Source organism: Streptomyces coryli (genome assembly GCF_011044975.1).
GTDB lineage: Bacteria > Actinomycetota > Actinomycetes > Streptomycetales > Streptomycetaceae > Streptomyces > Streptomyces coryli.
Window position 1 is genome coordinate 19,920 of sequence record NZ_JAAKZV010000004.1, and the last position, 15,198, is coordinate 35,117.

Annotated in this window: 12 protein-coding genes; 9 read left to right on the forward strand and 3 right to left on the reverse strand. The window is 71.8% G+C overall.

The features are described from left to right. The first annotated feature begins 34 nt into the window (after positions 1-34). The 6 genes from G5C51_RS02130 to G5C51_RS02155 all read left to right on the forward strand — a co-directional run bounded on the left by G5C51_RS02130 (position 35) and on the right by G5C51_RS02155 (position 7,757). Entirely contained in the window at positions 35-1,177 is a 1,143-nt protein-coding gene (locus G5C51_RS02130; RefSeq protein ID WP_165230563.1) for an ABC transporter substrate-binding protein, read from the forward strand. A gap of 33 nt (positions 1,178-1,210) precedes the next feature. Continuing rightward, a complete protein-coding gene (locus G5C51_RS02135) occupies positions 1,211-2,080 on the forward strand; it encodes a branched-chain amino acid ABC transporter permease (RefSeq protein ID WP_165230566.1) in 870 nt (289 codons plus the stop codon). Continuing rightward, positions 2,077-3,903 (forward strand): branched-chain amino acid ABC transporter ATP-binding protein/permease, encoded by a 1,827-nt coding sequence (locus G5C51_RS02140; protein ID WP_165230569.1) that lies wholly within the window; start codon positions 2,077-2,079, stop codon positions 3,901-3,903. The genes G5C51_RS02135 and G5C51_RS02140 overlap by 4 nt, the downstream gene beginning before the upstream one ends. Next, positions 3,903-4,619: an ABC transporter ATP-binding protein gene (locus G5C51_RS02145; protein WP_165230572.1), complete on the forward strand. Its 717-nt coding sequence runs from the start codon at positions 3,903-3,905 to the stop codon at positions 4,617-4,619. Before G5C51_RS02140 ends, G5C51_RS02145 begins: the two co-directional genes overlap by 1 nt. Before the next feature lie 61 nt (positions 4,620-4,680). Then, a complete protein-coding gene (locus G5C51_RS02150) occupies positions 4,681-6,828 on the forward strand; it encodes an outer membrane protein assembly factor BamB family protein (RefSeq protein WP_165230575.1) in 2,148 nt (715 codons plus the stop codon). Continuing rightward, positions 6,825-7,757: a ThuA domain-containing protein gene (locus G5C51_RS02155; protein WP_165230578.1), complete on the forward strand. Its 933-nt coding sequence runs from the start codon at positions 6,825-6,827 to the stop codon at positions 7,755-7,757. Before G5C51_RS02150 ends, G5C51_RS02155 begins: the two co-directional genes overlap by 4 nt. Positions 7,758-7,768: 11 nt before the next feature. Here the strand turns inward: G5C51_RS02155 and G5C51_RS02160 are convergent, their stop codons facing one another. Then, positions 7,769-8,359, reverse strand: a complete 591-nt coding sequence (locus G5C51_RS02160) for a TetR/AcrR family transcriptional regulator (RefSeq protein ID WP_165230581.1) — start codon at positions 8,357-8,359, stop codon at positions 7,769-7,771. A 73-nt stretch (positions 8,360-8,432) separates the two neighbouring features. On the opposite strand from G5C51_RS02160, the gene G5C51_RS02165 reads away from it, so the two are divergent. After that, the gene (locus G5C51_RS02165; protein WP_165230584.1) at positions 8,433-9,239 is read left to right on the forward strand and encodes an SDR family NAD(P)-dependent oxidoreductase; all 807 of its coding nucleotides are present in this window, start codon (positions 8,433-8,435) and stop codon (positions 9,237-9,239) included. Here G5C51_RS02165 and G5C51_RS02170 read toward each other — a convergent pair. Next, on the reverse strand, positions 9,226-11,802 hold the full coding sequence (locus G5C51_RS02170) for an ABC transporter permease (protein WP_165230587.1): 2,577 nt from the start codon (positions 11,800-11,802) through the stop codon (positions 9,226-9,228). The genes G5C51_RS02165 and G5C51_RS02170 overlap by 14 nt on opposite strands. Positions 11,803-11,847: 45 nt before the next feature. Further along, the gene (locus G5C51_RS02175; RefSeq protein WP_165230590.1) at positions 11,848-12,624 is read right to left on the reverse strand and encodes an ABC transporter ATP-binding protein; all 777 of its coding nucleotides are present in this window, start codon (positions 12,622-12,624) and stop codon (positions 11,848-11,850) included. 220 nt (positions 12,625-12,844) lie between these two features. Between G5C51_RS02175 and G5C51_RS02180 the strand changes: the two genes are divergently transcribed. Together G5C51_RS02180 and G5C51_RS02185 are read left to right on the forward strand one after the other, a co-directional pair. After that, positions 12,845-14,518 carry a sensor histidine kinase gene (locus G5C51_RS02180; RefSeq protein ID WP_165230593.1) on the forward strand — a complete coding sequence of 558 codons (1,674 nt, stop codon included), beginning with the start codon at positions 12,845-12,847 and terminating at the stop codon, positions 14,516-14,518. Continuing rightward, the gene (locus tag G5C51_RS02185) at positions 14,515-15,192 is read left to right on the forward strand and encodes a response regulator (RefSeq protein WP_165230596.1); all 678 of its coding nucleotides are present in this window, start codon (positions 14,515-14,517) and stop codon (positions 15,190-15,192) included. Before G5C51_RS02180 ends, G5C51_RS02185 begins: the two co-directional genes overlap by 4 nt. Positions 15,193-15,198 lie beyond the last annotated feature (6 nt).

The window sequence follows — 15,198 nt, forward strand, 5'->3', positions numbered from 1 at the left end:
GTCCTCCCACCCCACCGACCCCGAAGGTGATGACATGCACAGACAACGGGCCCTCGCCGCCGCGGCGCTGGCCGCATCGATGACCGCCGCCGCCTGCGGCGCCCCCGGCGACGACAAGGGCGACAGCGACTCCGGCAGCGGGCCGATCAAGCTCGCCGTCGTCAACGCGCAGAGCGGACAGCTCAGTTCGCTCGGCGCCTGGGAGCTCAAGGGCGCCAAACTGGCCGTCAGCGAGTGGAACAAGCGCGGCGGCATCGACGGCCGCAAGATCAGCCTGAAGGTCTTCGACGACCAGGGCGACCCGACCGTCGGCACCAACCTGGCCCGCAAGGTCGACAGCCAGGGCTACATCGCGATGATCGGCACCGCGGAAAGCGCCGTGACCCTCGCGATGGCCCCGGTCCTCAGGCAGGCCGAGATCCCCAACATCACCTCGGGGCAGGCCCCCGCCATGCCCGAGCTCGGCAGCCCGTTCCTCTTCCTCAACGGGCCGACCAGCGACACGTACGACGAGACCCTCGCCAAGTACCTCGTGGACACCAAGGGCATGAAGAAGATCGCCATGGTCACCAACAACGGGTCCTTCGGCAAGGGCGAGCACGACGCGTTCATGGCGGCCCTGACCAAGCGGGGCGTGAAGCCGCTCACCGACCAGGTGGTCACCACCGAGCAGAAGGACTTCTCCGCCGCACTCTCGAAGATCCGCGCGGCCAAGCCGGACGTGATCTTCCTGGGGGCGGAGGAGGTGGAGTCCGGGCTGATCGTCAAGCAGGCCCGCGACCTCGGCATCAAGGAACCCTTCGCGGGCGCCGCCCCGCAGGGCACCCCCGTCTTCGCCAAGACCGCAGGCACCGAGAACGCCGGGGGCACGATCGTCAGCACCCCCTACCTCAGCAACGAGTCCAGCCCGGCGGCCGAGAAGTTCGCCGCCGCGTACGAAGCCGCCTTCGACGAGGAGGCCGAGCTGCACGGCGCCAAGGCGTACGACGGCACCAACATCGTGCTGACCGCGCTGAAGAACTCGAAGGTCGCGACCGGCGCCAAGCTCGCCGAGGCCATCCGCGACACCAAGTACCAGGGCCTGCTGGGCGACTTCGCCTTCGACAAGACCGGCGTCGGGATCTTCAAGACCGACATCGGCCAGATCAAGGACGGCAAGCTCGTCGCGATCGACTGACCCCGCCGCCGTCCTGCCGGTCCGAGGAGAACCATGCAGATCTTCTTCCAGACCCTCGTCGGGGGCCTGAGCCTGGGCGCGGTCTATGCCCTGGTCGCGATGGGCTTCTCGCTCGTCTACCGCACCATGGGTCTGGTCAACTTCGCCCACGGCAACGTCGTGATGATCGGCGCCTACGTGGCCTCCACCTTCTATCTGACGGTCACGCTGCCGTTCATCCCGGCGATGCTCATCGCCCTGGCCGTTACGGGCGCGATCGGCCTGGTCATCGAGCGGGTGCTGCGGCCGCTGGAGAACAAGGACTTCACCCTGATGCTCATCGGCACGATCGGCTTCGGCATCGTGCTGGAGGCGCTGGCGACGCTGATCTGGGGGGCGACCGGACGTGCGGTGCGCAACCCCGTCCAGGCGGCCCCGGTCGAGCTCCTCGGCCTCCGGATCCGCACGTACGACCTGGTGGTGCTCGCCGTCGCGGCGGCGGCCACGGTGGCGCTGGTGCTCTTCCTGCAGCGCACCAAGCGGGGCGCCGCCATGCAGGCGGTCGCCATGAACCACGAGGCCGCCACCGCCGTCGGTATCCACGTCGGCCGGAGCAACGCCGTCGCCTTCGGCATCGGCGCGAGCCTCGCCGCGCTCGCCGGCAGCCTCGCAGGACCGCTGCTCTACGTCAGCCCCACCATGGGCGGCACCCTGGGCATCCACGGCTTCGCCGCGATGGCCATCGGCGGATTCGGCAGCATTCCCGGCGCGATCGTCGGGGGCTTGAGCATCGGTGTCCTCGGCTCGTACTCCGCCGGGCACTTCGAGGGCTACTCCGAGCTGGTGACCTTCCTGGTCTTCACCGTCGCGATCATGATCCGACCGACCGGGATCTTCGGGGAGACAACGGTGAACCGAGCATGAAACTGCCCGATGTGCCCACGGGCCTGAGGTACCGCCTCGCGGCACTGGCCGTCGCGGTCGTCCTCGCCTGCGCCCTGCCCTACACGCTGGGCGCCTACGCCATGCACATCGTCGACGTGGCGATCATCTTCGCCCTGCTCGCCCTCGGCCTCGGCCTCGCCATGGGCATCGCCGGACAGGTCAACCTGGCGCAGGTCGCGTTCTTCGGCGTCGGTGCGTACGCCACCGCCCTGCTCACCACCGAGGCCGGCCTCGGCTTCTGGACCGCGGCGGCCCTCGCCCTGCTCATCTCACTGGCGGCCGGGCTGCTGGTCGGGCTCCCCGCCCTGCGCATCCAGTCCCACTACCTGGGCATCGTCACCCTCGGTCTGGCGCTGGCGTTCCTCAACTGGATCGTCAACACCCCGATGGCCGGCGGCGCCGACGGCATCTCCGCGATCCCCGTCCCACCGCTGCCCGGCATCGATCTCAGCGACGAATACCTCTACTACTACCTGGAGCTGACGGTCTTCACCCTGGCGCTCGCCTTCGGCCTCTTCGTGGTGCGGACCCCCCTCGGCCGCCGGATGCGGGCCATGCGCGACGACGATCTGGCCGCGGGCGCGGTCGGCGCGGAGATCCCGTATCTGCGGATGGCGGCGTTCCTGCTGGCCAGCGCGTACGGCGGGGTCGCGGGGGTGCTGTACGCCGGGCTGATCCGGTACGTCGCCCCGGAGACGTTCAGCATCGCCAACATGTTCCTGCTGCTGGCCATGGTCATCGTCGGCGGCAGGCAGAGCCTGTGGGGATGCGCCGTCGGGGCGGTCCTGCTGTTCCTGGCCCGGGAATGGCTGGCCGACTTCGCCACCTACGCCCAGCTCGGATACGGCCTCGTCGTCGTGGTGATGGTCGTGTTCGCCCCCACGGGCCTGGCCGGCATCCCCCGGCGGCTGCGCGCCGCCCGGGAGCGCAGACGCACCGGCACCCGGGCCGTGCTGCGGGACTTCCAGCCGTACGAGCCGGCCGACCGGGCGACGGCGGAGCGTACGGAGCTGGAGATCCGGAACATCAGCAAGGACTTCCGCGGTCTGCGGGCGCTGGACGACGTGTCGTTCAGCGTGGCGGCCGGGGCGATCCACGGCGTGGTCGGGCCCAACGGCTCCGGGAAGACCACCCTGTTCAACGTGATCAGCGGCCTCTACCGGGCGACCGGCGGCGCGGTGGAGCTGGACGGCCAGGTGATCACCGGAGCCCGCCCGTACCGGCTCTCGCTGCTGGGCATCGCCCGCACCTTCCAGAACCTCCGGCTCTTCGAGGAGCTCTCCGTCCGCGACAACATCCTCGTCGCCATGGACCGCACCAGAACCCGCTCCGGCTGGCGCTACCTGGTCTGGCCCGTGGGGATATGGCGGCAGGACCGGGAGCTGCGCCGCGGCTCCGAAGCCCTGCTCAGCCGGTTCGGCATCACCGACTACGCCGACACCACACCCGGCTCCCTGCCGTACGGCATCCAGCGGCGCATCGAGATCGCCCGCGCCATGGCGAGCCGGCCCCGGCTGCTGCTGCTCGACGAGCCCGCCGCCGGGCTCAACGGCGAGGAGGTGCGGCAGCTGGCGGAGATCGTCCGGTCCATCCGCGGCAGCGGCGTCACGGTCGTGGTGATCGAGCACAACATGGGCCTGGTGATGTCCCTCTGCGAGCGGGTGACGGTGCTGGCCAGCGGCCAGGTCATCGCCGACGGAACGCCCGAGGAGGTGGTCGCCTCGCCGGCCGTCATCGAGGCGTATCTGGGCGGCGAGTCCATGGCCGAGGAGCCGATGGCGCTGCCTACGGAGGTGCAGTGATGGGTGCGGGCGAGTTCGCGGTCGAGGAGCTGTCCGTCTACTACGGCGGGGTCTGCGCGGTCCAGTCGGTGAGCTTCACCGTGGGCGCCGGGCAGTCCCTCGGCGTCATCGGCACCAACGGCGCGGGCAAGAGCTCCACGCTGCGCGCCCTCATGGGCCTGGTGCCGCGCCGCTCCGGCACGGTCCGCTTTGACGGCAAGGACCTGACCGGCACCAAGGCCAGGGACATGGTGCGGCACGGCATCGGCTACGTACCGGAGGGACGCCAGGTCTTCGGCGGCCTCTCGGTCGAGAAGAACCTGCTGCTCGGCGACTACGCGCGCCGCCGGAACGGCGAAACCCGGCAGACCCTCGCGGAGGTCTACGAACTCTTCCCCGTACTCGGCGAGATGAGCGGACGGCTGGCCGGTGCGCTGTCGGGCGGCCAGCAGCAGATGCTCTCGATCGGCCGCGCACTGATGTGCCGGCCACGGCTGCTGCTGCTCGACGAGCCGTCCATGGGCCTGTCACCGCGCCTGGTCGACGCGATCCTCACGGTGCTGCTCGAGCTGCGCCGCAAGGGCCTGACCATGCTGCTCGTCGAGCAGAACGCCAAGCTGACCTTCGAGGCGACCAACCACTGCCTCGTCATGGAGAACGGCGCGGTGGCCATGACCGGCGCCGCGGCCGACCTGCGCAAGGACGTCCGGGTGCGACGGGTCTATCTCGGCCTGTAGCCGCCGCCTGCCTTTTCTTTCCTTCACCCCCTCTCCCTCCTTCAACAAGTGAGGCATGCCCATGGAGAGAAGATCCTTCCTGCTCGGCGCCGCGGCGACGACCGCCCTGGCCGTCGACTCCGCCGCCACCGCGGCCGCCGCCGACCCCGGCCTCGCGCTTCCCGTCCCCGCCCAGTCGCCTGCCCTGGGCACCGCAGGGCGGGACTTCCCGCAGGTGGGAGGCAATTACGGCAACCACAATCACTCCACGCTCCAGCGGATCACCAGGTCCAACGTCCGCCGCCTCGGCGGCGCCTGGCACGTGAACCTGGAGGGCGGCGACACCACGCGGTACCAGCAGTGCACGGTGATCGCCAAGGACGGCGTGCTCTACCTCCACACCACCCAGCAGAACGTCTTCGCCATCGACGGCCGCACCGGCGAGGTCCGCTGGCGCCGCAACCTCGGCACCGAGACCACGAACATGCGCGGCGTCGCCCTGGGCGGCGGCCGTCTCTACTCCCTCTCCGGCGAGAACATCGTCTACGCCCTCGACCAGCGCACCGGCGATGTCGCCTGGCAGAAGCAGCTGATCATCCCCGACGACGGCGGCGGCGACGACTGCGACCCCAACAGCGGCCAGTGCGGCGGCAATTCCGGCGGCCTGGCCGGTGCCGTCATCCACCACGACGGCCGGATCTACGTCGGCACCGAGGGCTCCACCGCCGGCGCCCGCGGCCGCGGCTACGCCCTCGACGCCGCGACCGGCGACGTCATCTGGACCTTCTGGGGCCCGCCGGGCCCGGGCGAGTACGGCCACGACACCTGGGCGGGCGACTCCTGGAAGACCGGCGGCGCCGTCTGCTGGATTCACCCGGCCGTCGACCCCGATCTGGACCTCGTCTACTGGACGTTCGGCAACCCCTACCCCCGCACCGACGGCTCCTCCCGCGCCGGCGACAACCTCTTCGCCAACTCGATCGTCGCCATCGAGGCGAAGACCGGAAAGCGGCGCTGGCACTTCCAGTCCGTCCACCACGACATCTGGGACCTGGACAACGTGATGCCGCCGGTCCTCGCCGACCTCCTCATCGACGGCCGCAAGCGCAAGGTCGTCGTCTACGGCTCCAAGTCCTGCTACTACTTCATCCTCGACCGGGCCACCGGCGAGCCCGTACATGGCGTGGCGGAACGGCCCGTACCGCAGCACGCCGGGCAGAAGACCTCCGCCACCCAGCCTTACCCGGGCGGCGAGCCGTTCGTGGACCCGTTCCCCCGCCTGGACAAGACCACCCGGCCCGTGCCGTTCTATCCGGTCACCGGCCTCTTCGGCGTGCACTGGGACCGCGCCACCATCTCGTATCCGGGCGCGGGCGGCGGCGCGGACTGGAGCTTTCCGTCCTTCAGCCCGCGGACCGGCTATGTCTACGTCGGCTACGGCCTGGTCAACTCGGCGTACTCCAACACCCGTGGCGGCCGGGTCAACACCGCCCGTCCGCTCGGCGAATACTTCTCCGGCGGGCTCGTGGCCGTGGACCCGCGTACCAACACCGTCGCGTGGCGCAAGGAGGGCGACTGGTCACTCGCCCACGGCAACGGCATCCTCACCACCGGCGGCCGGCTGATGTTCCAGGGCCGCCCGGACGGCGTCCTCGAAGCCATGGACGACGCCACCGGCAAGACGCTGTGGCGATGGCAGTGCGGCGCGGGCGTCAACACCATCCCGATCAGCTACGAGATCGACGGCGAGCAGTACATAGCCGTCCTCGCCGGCGGCAACGGCCTGCCCTTTCCCGACATCCCCCGCGGCGACCACCTGTGGGCCTTCAAGCTCGGCGGCACCGTCGACCAGGCCCCGGCGCCCAAGCCGCCGTCGCGCCGCAACCAGATCCGCGCCGCGGCGGTGCCCGGCTCCGTAACGGACAACACCGTCACCCTCGGCCGGGTCTGGGACAGCGGCACCGGGGCGCCCGGCGACAAGGAGAACACGGTCGCGCAGAACGCCATGTCCCCGCAGCACCTGACCGTCCCGGCCGGCACCACCGTCACCTTCACCAACCCGGGCGGCAATGCGATGGCGCACGGCGCGGTGTCGTTCTTCGAGGCCGAGTTCGACACCGGCCTGCTGATGCCGGGGCAGTCCTTCGAGCACACCTTCACCGAGCCCGGCGAGTACTTCTACAACGATCCGCCGTTCCCGCAGAACACCGGAAAGGTCGTCATCACATGAGCAGCCGCCCTCGCGCCCTGGCCGCGGCCCTGGCCTTCGCGCTCCTCGCCGCCCTCATCGTGTTCTCCGCCGACCGCCGGCCCTCGTCGGCATACGCGCAGGAGGCGGCCCCGGCTCCGGCGAAGCCCGGGGTCTGCCGCGGCACCGATCCCGGCTGTTATCACGACTGGGGCAACTTCGACCCCGGCACCGACGCCTACCGCATCCTGCTCTACACCCGCACCGCAGGACCCCGCCACGCCAACCTCGGCCCAGCGCTCGGCACCGGCCTGAACCCGGCCCTCGCCACCACCAACGTCGTGCAGAACGCGATCGTCAGGATGGGGGAGGAGCACGACATCCGGGTCGACTGGACCGAGGACCCGGCCCAACTCGCCACCGCGTCCCGCCTCTTCGCGTACAACGCCGTCGTCTTCTTCAGCACCAGCCGCGACACGCTCGACGACGCCGCGCAGACGGCGCTGCGCCAGTACATCCGCGGCGGCGGCGGTTTCGTCGGCGCGCACAACGCCTTCGGTACGGAGTACAACTGGCCCTGGTACGAGGGCCTGCTCGGCGAGGCCAACTTCTACGACCACGGCCCGAACCAGCCCGGCAAGGTCGTCATGCGTGACGGCCGCTCCTGGACCTTCACCGACGAGTGGTACAACCTGCTGCCCGCGCCCAGCCGGGTGCGGGTCCTGGCCCGGGTCGACGAGTCCAGCCTCGCCGAAGGCGTACGCGGCACCATGGGCCACCCCGGCCACGGCGCCGGCCACCCGGTCGCCTGGTGCCAGTACTACGACGGCGGCCGCGCCTGGCTCACCACCCTGGGCCACGACGCCAAGGCCTTCACGACGGACGGCTCGTATCCGGGTGCGGCGGACTTCCAGAAGCTGCTCCTGAACGGCATCGAGTCGGCGATGGGAAGGGAGCCCTTCTGCCGCTGAGCTCGTTTCTCCTACGCGGGGCGGCGGATGGCCTGCACCGCCGCGTCGTAGAGCTCGAAGAGGGCGACCTTCCCGCCCAGGCGCAGCCACTCCTCATTTGCCGCCTGGAGGCACGTGATCGCCGCGGCGGCGACCGCGCGCGCCTGCAGGGCGCTGCGGTCGGAGGCGGGCAGCCGCGGCTCGATCAGCGGCGCGAACTGGTCCTGCCAGCGGGCCTGTTTCTCGGCGTGGCCGGCCCGCAGGGAGTCATTGCCGAAGAGCAGGGTGATGAACTCGAGCCGGTGCTCGGCCGTGGTGTCGATCTCCTCGAGCACCTGGAACGCCGCCCGCAGCGACGTCCACGGGTCCTCGTCGGCCGGGCGCTCGGCGAGCCGCGCGGCGATCAGATCGCCCTGCTCGGACAGGCCGCTGAGCGCGAGGTCCTCCTTGTTGCGGAAGTAGTTGAACAGGGTCCGCTTGGAGACACCTGCCGCGGAGGCGACCTCCTCGAGCGTCGTCTCGTCGTACCCCTTGGCGGCGAACAGATCGAGGGCGGTTCGGGCCAGGAGCGAGCGGACCACCGAGCGGGTCTGCTCACGGAGGGGTGCCGGTTTGCGAGCCATGCACCGATGGTACATCGCTTCATGTGATGCAGCTATTTGCACGCAGTGCAAAAGCGTGCGTAGAGTGTAGGGCATGACCGGAATCGACTATCGCCACCAGACCGTCATCGTGACCGGAGCGAGCTCCGGGCTCGGCGCGGAGTTCGCACGCCAGTTGGCGCGGCGCGGCGCGGACCTCGTACTCGTCGCCCGCCGGGCGGACCGGCTCGAGGACCTGGCCGGGGAACTCGCCGGCGCCCACGGCGTCACGGTGACCGTCGTCGCCCGCGACCTCGGCCGGCCCGACGCCGGCCGCACGCTGCGCGCCGAACTCGAATCCCGCGGCATCCACGCCACCGGACTCATCAACAACGCCGGCTTCGGCACCCACGACGCCCTCACCGACGAGGACCCGGACCGCCTGCAGAGCATGATCGCGCTGAACGTCAGCGCCCTCGTCGACCTCAGCCGCGCCTACATCGGCCCGCTGACCGCCGTCGGCAACGGCATCCTGATCAACGTCGCCAGCCTGCTGGGCTACCAGCCGACCCCGTACCTGAGCGTCTACGGCGCCACCAAGGCCTTCGTCCTCAGCTTCACCGAATCGCTGTGGGAGGAGTCCCGGGGCACCGGCCTCCGCGTGCTAGCCGTGTCCCCCGGCGCCACCCAGACCGAGTTCTTCGACGCGGCCGGCAGCCAGTCGGCCGACTACGGCACCAAGCGAGCCACCCCCGCCGACGTCGTCAGCACGGCCCTCGCCACGCTCGACCGCCGCTCCCCGCCCCCCTCAGTAATCACCAACGGCCGCCCCCTCGCCCTCGCGAGCAGGCTCCTGCCACGCCGCCTGATCGTCCGCCTCATGGGCCGGATGGCCCGCCGCACGCCCGCTACTGGGCGTTGATCGCCGCCAGTACGTTCAGGCGGGCCGCGCGGCGGGCCGGCCAGATGGCGGCCAGGAGGCCGATGGCCAGGGCGAGTACGGCGAACACGGTCAGCCGTAGCCACGGCAGGACTGTCTCGTACGCGTCGAGATTGCCGCCCGCCACCCCGCTGTTGAGCCAGGCGAGGAAGACGCCCGAGCCGATGCCGAGGACCGCGCCGAAAGCGCAGATGACGATCGACTCGAGGCGGACCATGCGCCTGACCCCGGCCCGGTCGAGGCCGATGGCGCGCAGCATGCCGATCTCCCGGGTGCGTTCGAAGACCGACATGGCCAGGGTGTTGATGACGCCGAGGACGGCGATCAGGACGGACATGCCGAGCAGGCCGTACATCATGTTGAGGACGGTGTCGACGTCGCCGGATTCGGCGGCGATGATCTGGTCCCGGTCCTGCACCTTGAGCAGCGGGCTGTTGTCCAGCGCGGTGCGCAGCCCGCTCGTCAGATCCCGGTCCGCCGAAGTCGCCTTGATCAGGACGGTATCCAGTTTCTTGCCGGTGGCGTGCGGCAGGACGTCGGTGAGGGTGCCCAGGGCGTCGCCGACGGTCCGGTTCGGCTCGTAGATACCGACGACCTTGAAGGTGACCGGCTCGGCGCCGCCGGGGGCGAAGGAGCTGCCGATGCGGCCCTTCGCCGTGTCGCCGACGGCCAGCCCGGCCGACTTCGCGAACTCCTGCGAGACCGCGAGCTCCCCGGGGCCGATGGCGCCGAGCGAACCGCGGGTGAAGTGCAGGTCGGTGACCGGGGCGAGGGACTTGATGCCGGCGCCGTTCACGATCCCGAAGCCGCTGCCGATCTCCAGCGGAGCCGAGGCGAGCGGGGCGGCGGTGGCCACGCCCGGCGCCTGCTCCACCTTGGCGAGGGTGTCCGTGGGGAGGCCGCCGTCCATCGAGGAGTTGGTGATCCGGTAGTCGGCGGCGTTGCCCGCCGTCACCTCGGCCGCCACCGCCCGCTGGGCGGAGTTCACCGACACCGTCAGGCCCGTGATCAGGCACAGGCCGATCATGAGCGCGGAGGCGGTGGCGGCGGTGCGGCGCGGATTGCGCAGGGCGTTCTCCTTCGCGAGCTTGCCGCTGACGCCGAAGACGGCGGCCGTGACCCGGCCGGCGAGGCCGACGACCGGGCGGGACAGCAGCGGCGCCAGCATGATCAGTCCGAGCATGAACAGGCCTGCCCCGAACAGCGCCGCCAGCAGGTCGGCTTCGTCGGTCTTCGCGAGCGTGGCCACGTACCCCATCGGGAGCAGGCCGAGGGCGGCGGTCAGCGTGCCGAGGACGTTGCGGAGCACCAGGCCGCGGACCGCCGGCGGGGCGTCGACGCTGCTCATCGCCTCGACCGGGGCGATCCTCGCGGCCTTGCGGGAGGGCAGCCAGGCCGCGAGCACCGTCACCACGACGCCGACGAGGAGCGCGGCGAACACCGTGCCCGGCGAGATGACCAGCGGTCCGGACGGGAGCCCGGCGCCGGCGGAGTTGACCAGGGGCGGCAGCGCCGTCGCGATGCCGAGGCCGAGCACGAAGCCCGCGGCGGACGCGCCGAGGCCGAGCAGCGCGGCCTCGATCAGCACGGAGCGTACGACCTGCCGCCGGGACGCGCCGACCGCGCGCAGCAGCGCGATCTCGCGGGTGCGCTGGGCGATCAGCATGGTGAAAGTGTTGGCGATGATGAACACGCCGACGAACAGGGCGATTCCGGCGAACACCAGCAGCGCCTGGGTCAGCGCCTTCGTGCTCTGCTCGGTCACCGCCGCCTGCTCCCGCGCCAGCTCCGCGCCGGTGCTGACGGTGGCGCCCTGCTGCGGCAGCAGCGCCCGTACGTCGGCGGCCAGGCGCGTCTGGTCGGTGCCGGGGCGCGCGCCGACGACGATCTCGTCGTAGTGGCCGGGGGAGACGAACATCCGCTGCGCGGTCGCGGTGTCGAAGAGCGCCAGGGTGCCGCCCGCCGTGACCCGCGGATCGTCGGTGCCGACCAGGCCGACCAGCTTCTTCGTCAGCGTGGGGCCGGTGGTCGCGAAGCGGACGGTGTCGCCGATCCGGTAGCCGGCCTTCTCGGCCGTCTTCGCGTCCAGTGCGAGTTCGCCCACGGCGGCCGGACCGCGGCCGCGGGCGAGCGGGTAGCGCGGGTCGCCACCGTCCTTGCCCGATACGTAGTTGGCCGCCAGGTTCTGCCAGGGGGTGTCGGCGCCGAGCGGCTTGCCGTCCTTGGCGGCGAGGGCGGCGTGGCCGTTCACCGAGGGGCGTACGGAGCCGGCGCCGGGCAGGCCGCGGATCTTCGCGGCGAGGGCGTCGTCGAGCGCCGTCCGGGTCTTGCCGGGCTCGGTCTCGGCGCCTGCCGGGGGCTCGTGGCCGACGGCCACCGCGACGCCGTCGAGGTTCTTGGCGGAGGCGCCCCGGAGGGCGCCGCCGACGGTGTCGCCGAAGACGAGGGTGCCGGAGACGAAGGCGACGCCGAACATGACGGCGAGCGCGGTCATGATCAGCCGGGCCTTGTGGGCGAGGACGTTGCGCAGGGCTGTTCGCAGCATGGGTGGGTCCTGTGGGTGTGCGGGCGGGCGTACGGACAAACGGGCTCAGCTGATGCGCTCGCCGGTCTCGAACCGCCGCATCCGGTCCAGCACCGCTTCGGCGCTCGGCGCCTGCACCTCGTCGACGATCCGGCCGTCCGCGAGGAAGATCACCCGATCCGCGTAGGCGGCGGCCACCGGGTCGTGGGTGACCATGACGACGGTCTGCTCCAGGCTGTGCACCGACTCCCGCAGAAAGCCCAGCAGTTCGGCGCCGGAGCGGGAGTCGAGATTGCCGGTCGGCTCGTCCGCGAAAATGATCTCCGGCCGGGAGGCCAGCGCCCGCGCCACCGCCACCCGCTGCTGCTGGCCGCCGGACAGCTGCGCCGGCCGGTGACCCAGCCGGTCCGCGAGCCCGACCGCGTGCACCACCCGCTCGAACCAGGCCCGGTCGTGGGTACGGCCCGCGATGGCGGCGGGCAGCGTGATGTTCTCGTACGCGGTGAGCGTGGGCAGCAGGTTGAAGGCCTGGAAGACGAAGCCGATCTTGTCGCGGCGCAGCCGGGTCAGCTCCCGGTCGCCGAGCCGGGCCAGCTCCACCTCGCCGATCCGCGCCGAGCCGGCCGAGACCGTGTCGAGTCCGGCCATGCAGTGCATCAGCGTCGACTTGCCGGAGCCGGAAGGACCCATGATGGCGGTGAAGCGGCCGCGTTCGAACGCGACGTCCACCGCGTCGAGGGCCACGACCCGGGTCTCGCCCGACCCGTAGACCTTGGTCAGGCCGGTGGCGGAGGCCGCGGCCGTGCCGGTCGGGGCTGCGGGGCGGGCAGGGGCGTACGACATGAGGACTCCCGGGAGGACTGCGGTGACGAGGTGCGTCCAGCCTCGCCCCGCTGACCTGCCGAAATCGTCACTCCGAGGGTGTGCTTGCGGCCTCTGCCAAAGGACGGGGAGCGGGGGAGCGGTCCTCCTGTGTGCCTCTGCCTTTCGGCAGAGGCGCCGCCACCCGCATCCCCCGCGAGGTGCACCGGATCATCGCTCCCGCCATCCGATACTGGACGGCATGCCGCCTCTCGCATCCGTCCTCGCCGCGCCCGGTGAGCAGGGCCGTCTCTGGTGGCGGGCCGCCGCCGAGGCGGTGGGCGGAGGCATCCTCGCGGTCGGCACCTTCGCGGCCATGGCGGGTCTGGCGAACGGCTTCACCCCCGGCCTGCTGATCCCGCTGACCCTCCTGGCCCTGCTGCTGCTCGTCATCCGCCGCCGCCTTCCCACGGTGTCCCTGCTCGGCCTCGCGGCGCTGCTCGGGGTGGTTCCGTATTACGGACTCATCGCCGCCGTCATCGCGTACACCACCGCCCGGCGGCTGACCGACCCCCGCCGGCGCACGCTGCTGCTGCTCGGCGCGAGCCTGCTGACCGTCGCCACGGCGACCGTCAGCACCCCCTACACCGGCCTGGGCACGCACGGCTACGGGCTGGCGCTCGGCGCCGTCCTCGCCGCCACCACCATCGGCGTGCCAGGCCTCGGCGGCATCTCGGCCGGCCAGCAGGACCGCCTCGTCACCGCGCTGCAGGAGCGCACCGCGGCGGCCGAGGAGGCGCGGCGGCTGGCCGGCGACGCCTCCCGCAGCGCCGAGCGCACGCGGATCGCCGCCGAGATGCACGACCTCGTGGGCCACCGGCTCAGCCTGATCGCCGTGCACACCGGGGGCCTCGAAATGGCGCTGCGCGACCAGGAGCCGCGGCTCCGGGAGAGCGCCGCGCACGTCCGCCAGGCCGCCCGCGACGCCATGCACGAGCTGCGCCAGATCCTCGGCGTGCTCGGCCCGCTCAGCCGCGACACCGGCACCGAGGCGCTCACCGACGCGACCGGCACCCGCGCCGACCTCGAGGCGCTGATGGAGGAGTCGCGGGGTGCCGGCACCCCGATCGAGCTCGACTGGCAGGGGCCCGACCTCGACCGCCGCGACGCGCAGGTCCGCCGGGCGGTGCACCGCGTCGTGCGGGAGGCGCTCACCAACGTCCACAAGTACGCCACCGGCGCGGCGGTCACGGTCGCCGTCACCCACACCGAAGACCAGGTCGCGGTGCGGGTGCGCAACGAGCCGCCCGACTTCCCCGCGGACCGTCCCGAGCTGTCCACCGGGCGCGGCCTGACCGGCCTGCGCGAACGCGTCGAGCTGCTCGGCGGCAGCCTCGACGCGGGGGTGCGCCCCGAGGGCGGCTTCCAGGTGCACGCCGTCATGCCGGCGGTCCCGGACCCCGCCGAGACCGGCCGCCGTCCGGCTCCGGACGCCGGCCTGGGCAGCGGCGCGACGGCCCTGTCCGGGATACAGCACCGCGTCGGCAGCGTCCTCACCGCGCTGCTCGGGCTCGCCGGCGTCGCGGTCACGATGATGCTCGGCGTGATCCTGGTGGAGCAGGCCAAGCCGCAGCCCGTGTACGGGCAGCCGGACCAGATCCGCGTCGGCATGTCCAAGCAGCGGGTGGAGGAGCTCGGTTACGGCGACCAGGACGCGATCCGCGCCGCCGCCCGCGGCCGCGAACCCGCCCGGCCCGCGGACAGCACGAGCTGCGTTTACGGCTTCGGCCGGGACGAGGAGGCGCACACGCGCGAGGGACTCTTCCCCGTCGCCCGCTACTGCTTCCGCGATGACAAGCTCATCAAGATCGACCACTTCACCGTGCCCATGGTCACCGAGCCCTCGGCCACGGACACCTCCGGGGGGAGACGATGACGCCACCGATCCGCGTCCTGCTCGCCGACGACGAGGAGATGATCCGCCGCGGCGTGCAGCTGGTGCTCAGCCACGCCGACGGCATCGAGGTCGTCGCCGAGGCCGCCAACGGCGAGGAGGCCGTCGCGCTCACCGCCGGATACCGCCCCGACGTCGCCCTCGTCGACATCCGCATGCCGGTGCTCGACGGCCTGGCGGCCATCCCGCGCCTGGTCGCCCTGGATCCGGCGCCCCAGGTGGTCATGCTCACCACCTTCGGCGACGACGAGAACGTGGTGCGCGCGCTGCGGGCCGGGGCGGCCGGCTTCCTGCTCAAGGACGAGGGCCCGCAGGAGCTGATCAGCGCGGTACGGGCCGCCGCGGCGGGCGACGCGGTGCTCTCACCCGGCGTCACCGGCGCGGTGATCCGCCGGATGCTGCGGGGCAGCGCCCCGGCGGCGTCCGGCACTCCCACGGACACCCCGGCGGCCGCCCGCCTGGCCGCCCTGACCGACCGCGAACGCGAGGTCCTGACGATGCTCGGCCACGGCCTGTCGAACCAGGACATCGCACACCGGCTCGGCATCGGCGTGGGCACGGTCAAGACCCACATGGCCGCGATCCTCGACAAGACCCACACGTCGAGCCGGGTCCAGGCGGCCCTGCTGGCCCATCAGTCGGGCCTGATCGCCTGAAGCTGG

Coding starts and splice junctions, on each gene's coding strand:
- G5C51_RS02160 (WP_165230581.1), bottom strand. CDS start 8,359: ATGGCTCGCAAACCGGCACCCCTCCGTGAGCAGACCCGCTCGGTGGTC.
- G5C51_RS02135 (WP_165230566.1), top strand. CDS start 1,211: ATGCAGATCTTCTTCCAGACCCTCGTCGGGGGCCTGAGCCTGGGCGCG.
- G5C51_RS02180 (WP_165230593.1), top strand. CDS start 12,845: ATGCCGCCTCTCGCATCCGTCCTCGCCGCGCCCGGTGAGCAGGGCCGT.
- G5C51_RS02130 (WP_165230563.1), top strand. CDS start 35: ATGCACAGACAACGGGCCCTCGCCGCCGCGGCGCTGGCCGCATCGATG.
- G5C51_RS02155 (WP_165230578.1), top strand. CDS start 6,825: ATGAGCAGCCGCCCTCGCGCCCTGGCCGCGGCCCTGGCCTTCGCGCTC.
- G5C51_RS02170 (WP_165230587.1), bottom strand. CDS start 11,802: ATGCTGCGAACAGCCCTGCGCAACGTCCTCGCCCACAAGGCCCGGCTG.
- G5C51_RS02165 (WP_165230584.1), top strand. CDS start 8,433: ATGACCGGAATCGACTATCGCCACCAGACCGTCATCGTGACCGGAGCG.
- G5C51_RS02175 (WP_165230590.1), bottom strand. CDS start 12,624: ATGTCGTACGCCCCTGCCCGCCCCGCAGCCCCGACCGGCACGGCCGCG.
- G5C51_RS02140 (WP_165230569.1), top strand. CDS start 2,077: ATGAAACTGCCCGATGTGCCCACGGGCCTGAGGTACCGCCTCGCGGCA.
- G5C51_RS02145 (WP_165230572.1), top strand. CDS start 3,903: ATGGGTGCGGGCGAGTTCGCGGTCGAGGAGCTGTCCGTCTACTACGGC.
- G5C51_RS02185 (WP_165230596.1), top strand. CDS start 14,515: ATGACGCCACCGATCCGCGTCCTGCTCGCCGACGACGAGGAGATGATC.
- G5C51_RS02150 (WP_165230575.1), top strand. CDS start 4,681: ATGGAGAGAAGATCCTTCCTGCTCGGCGCCGCGGCGACGACCGCCCTG.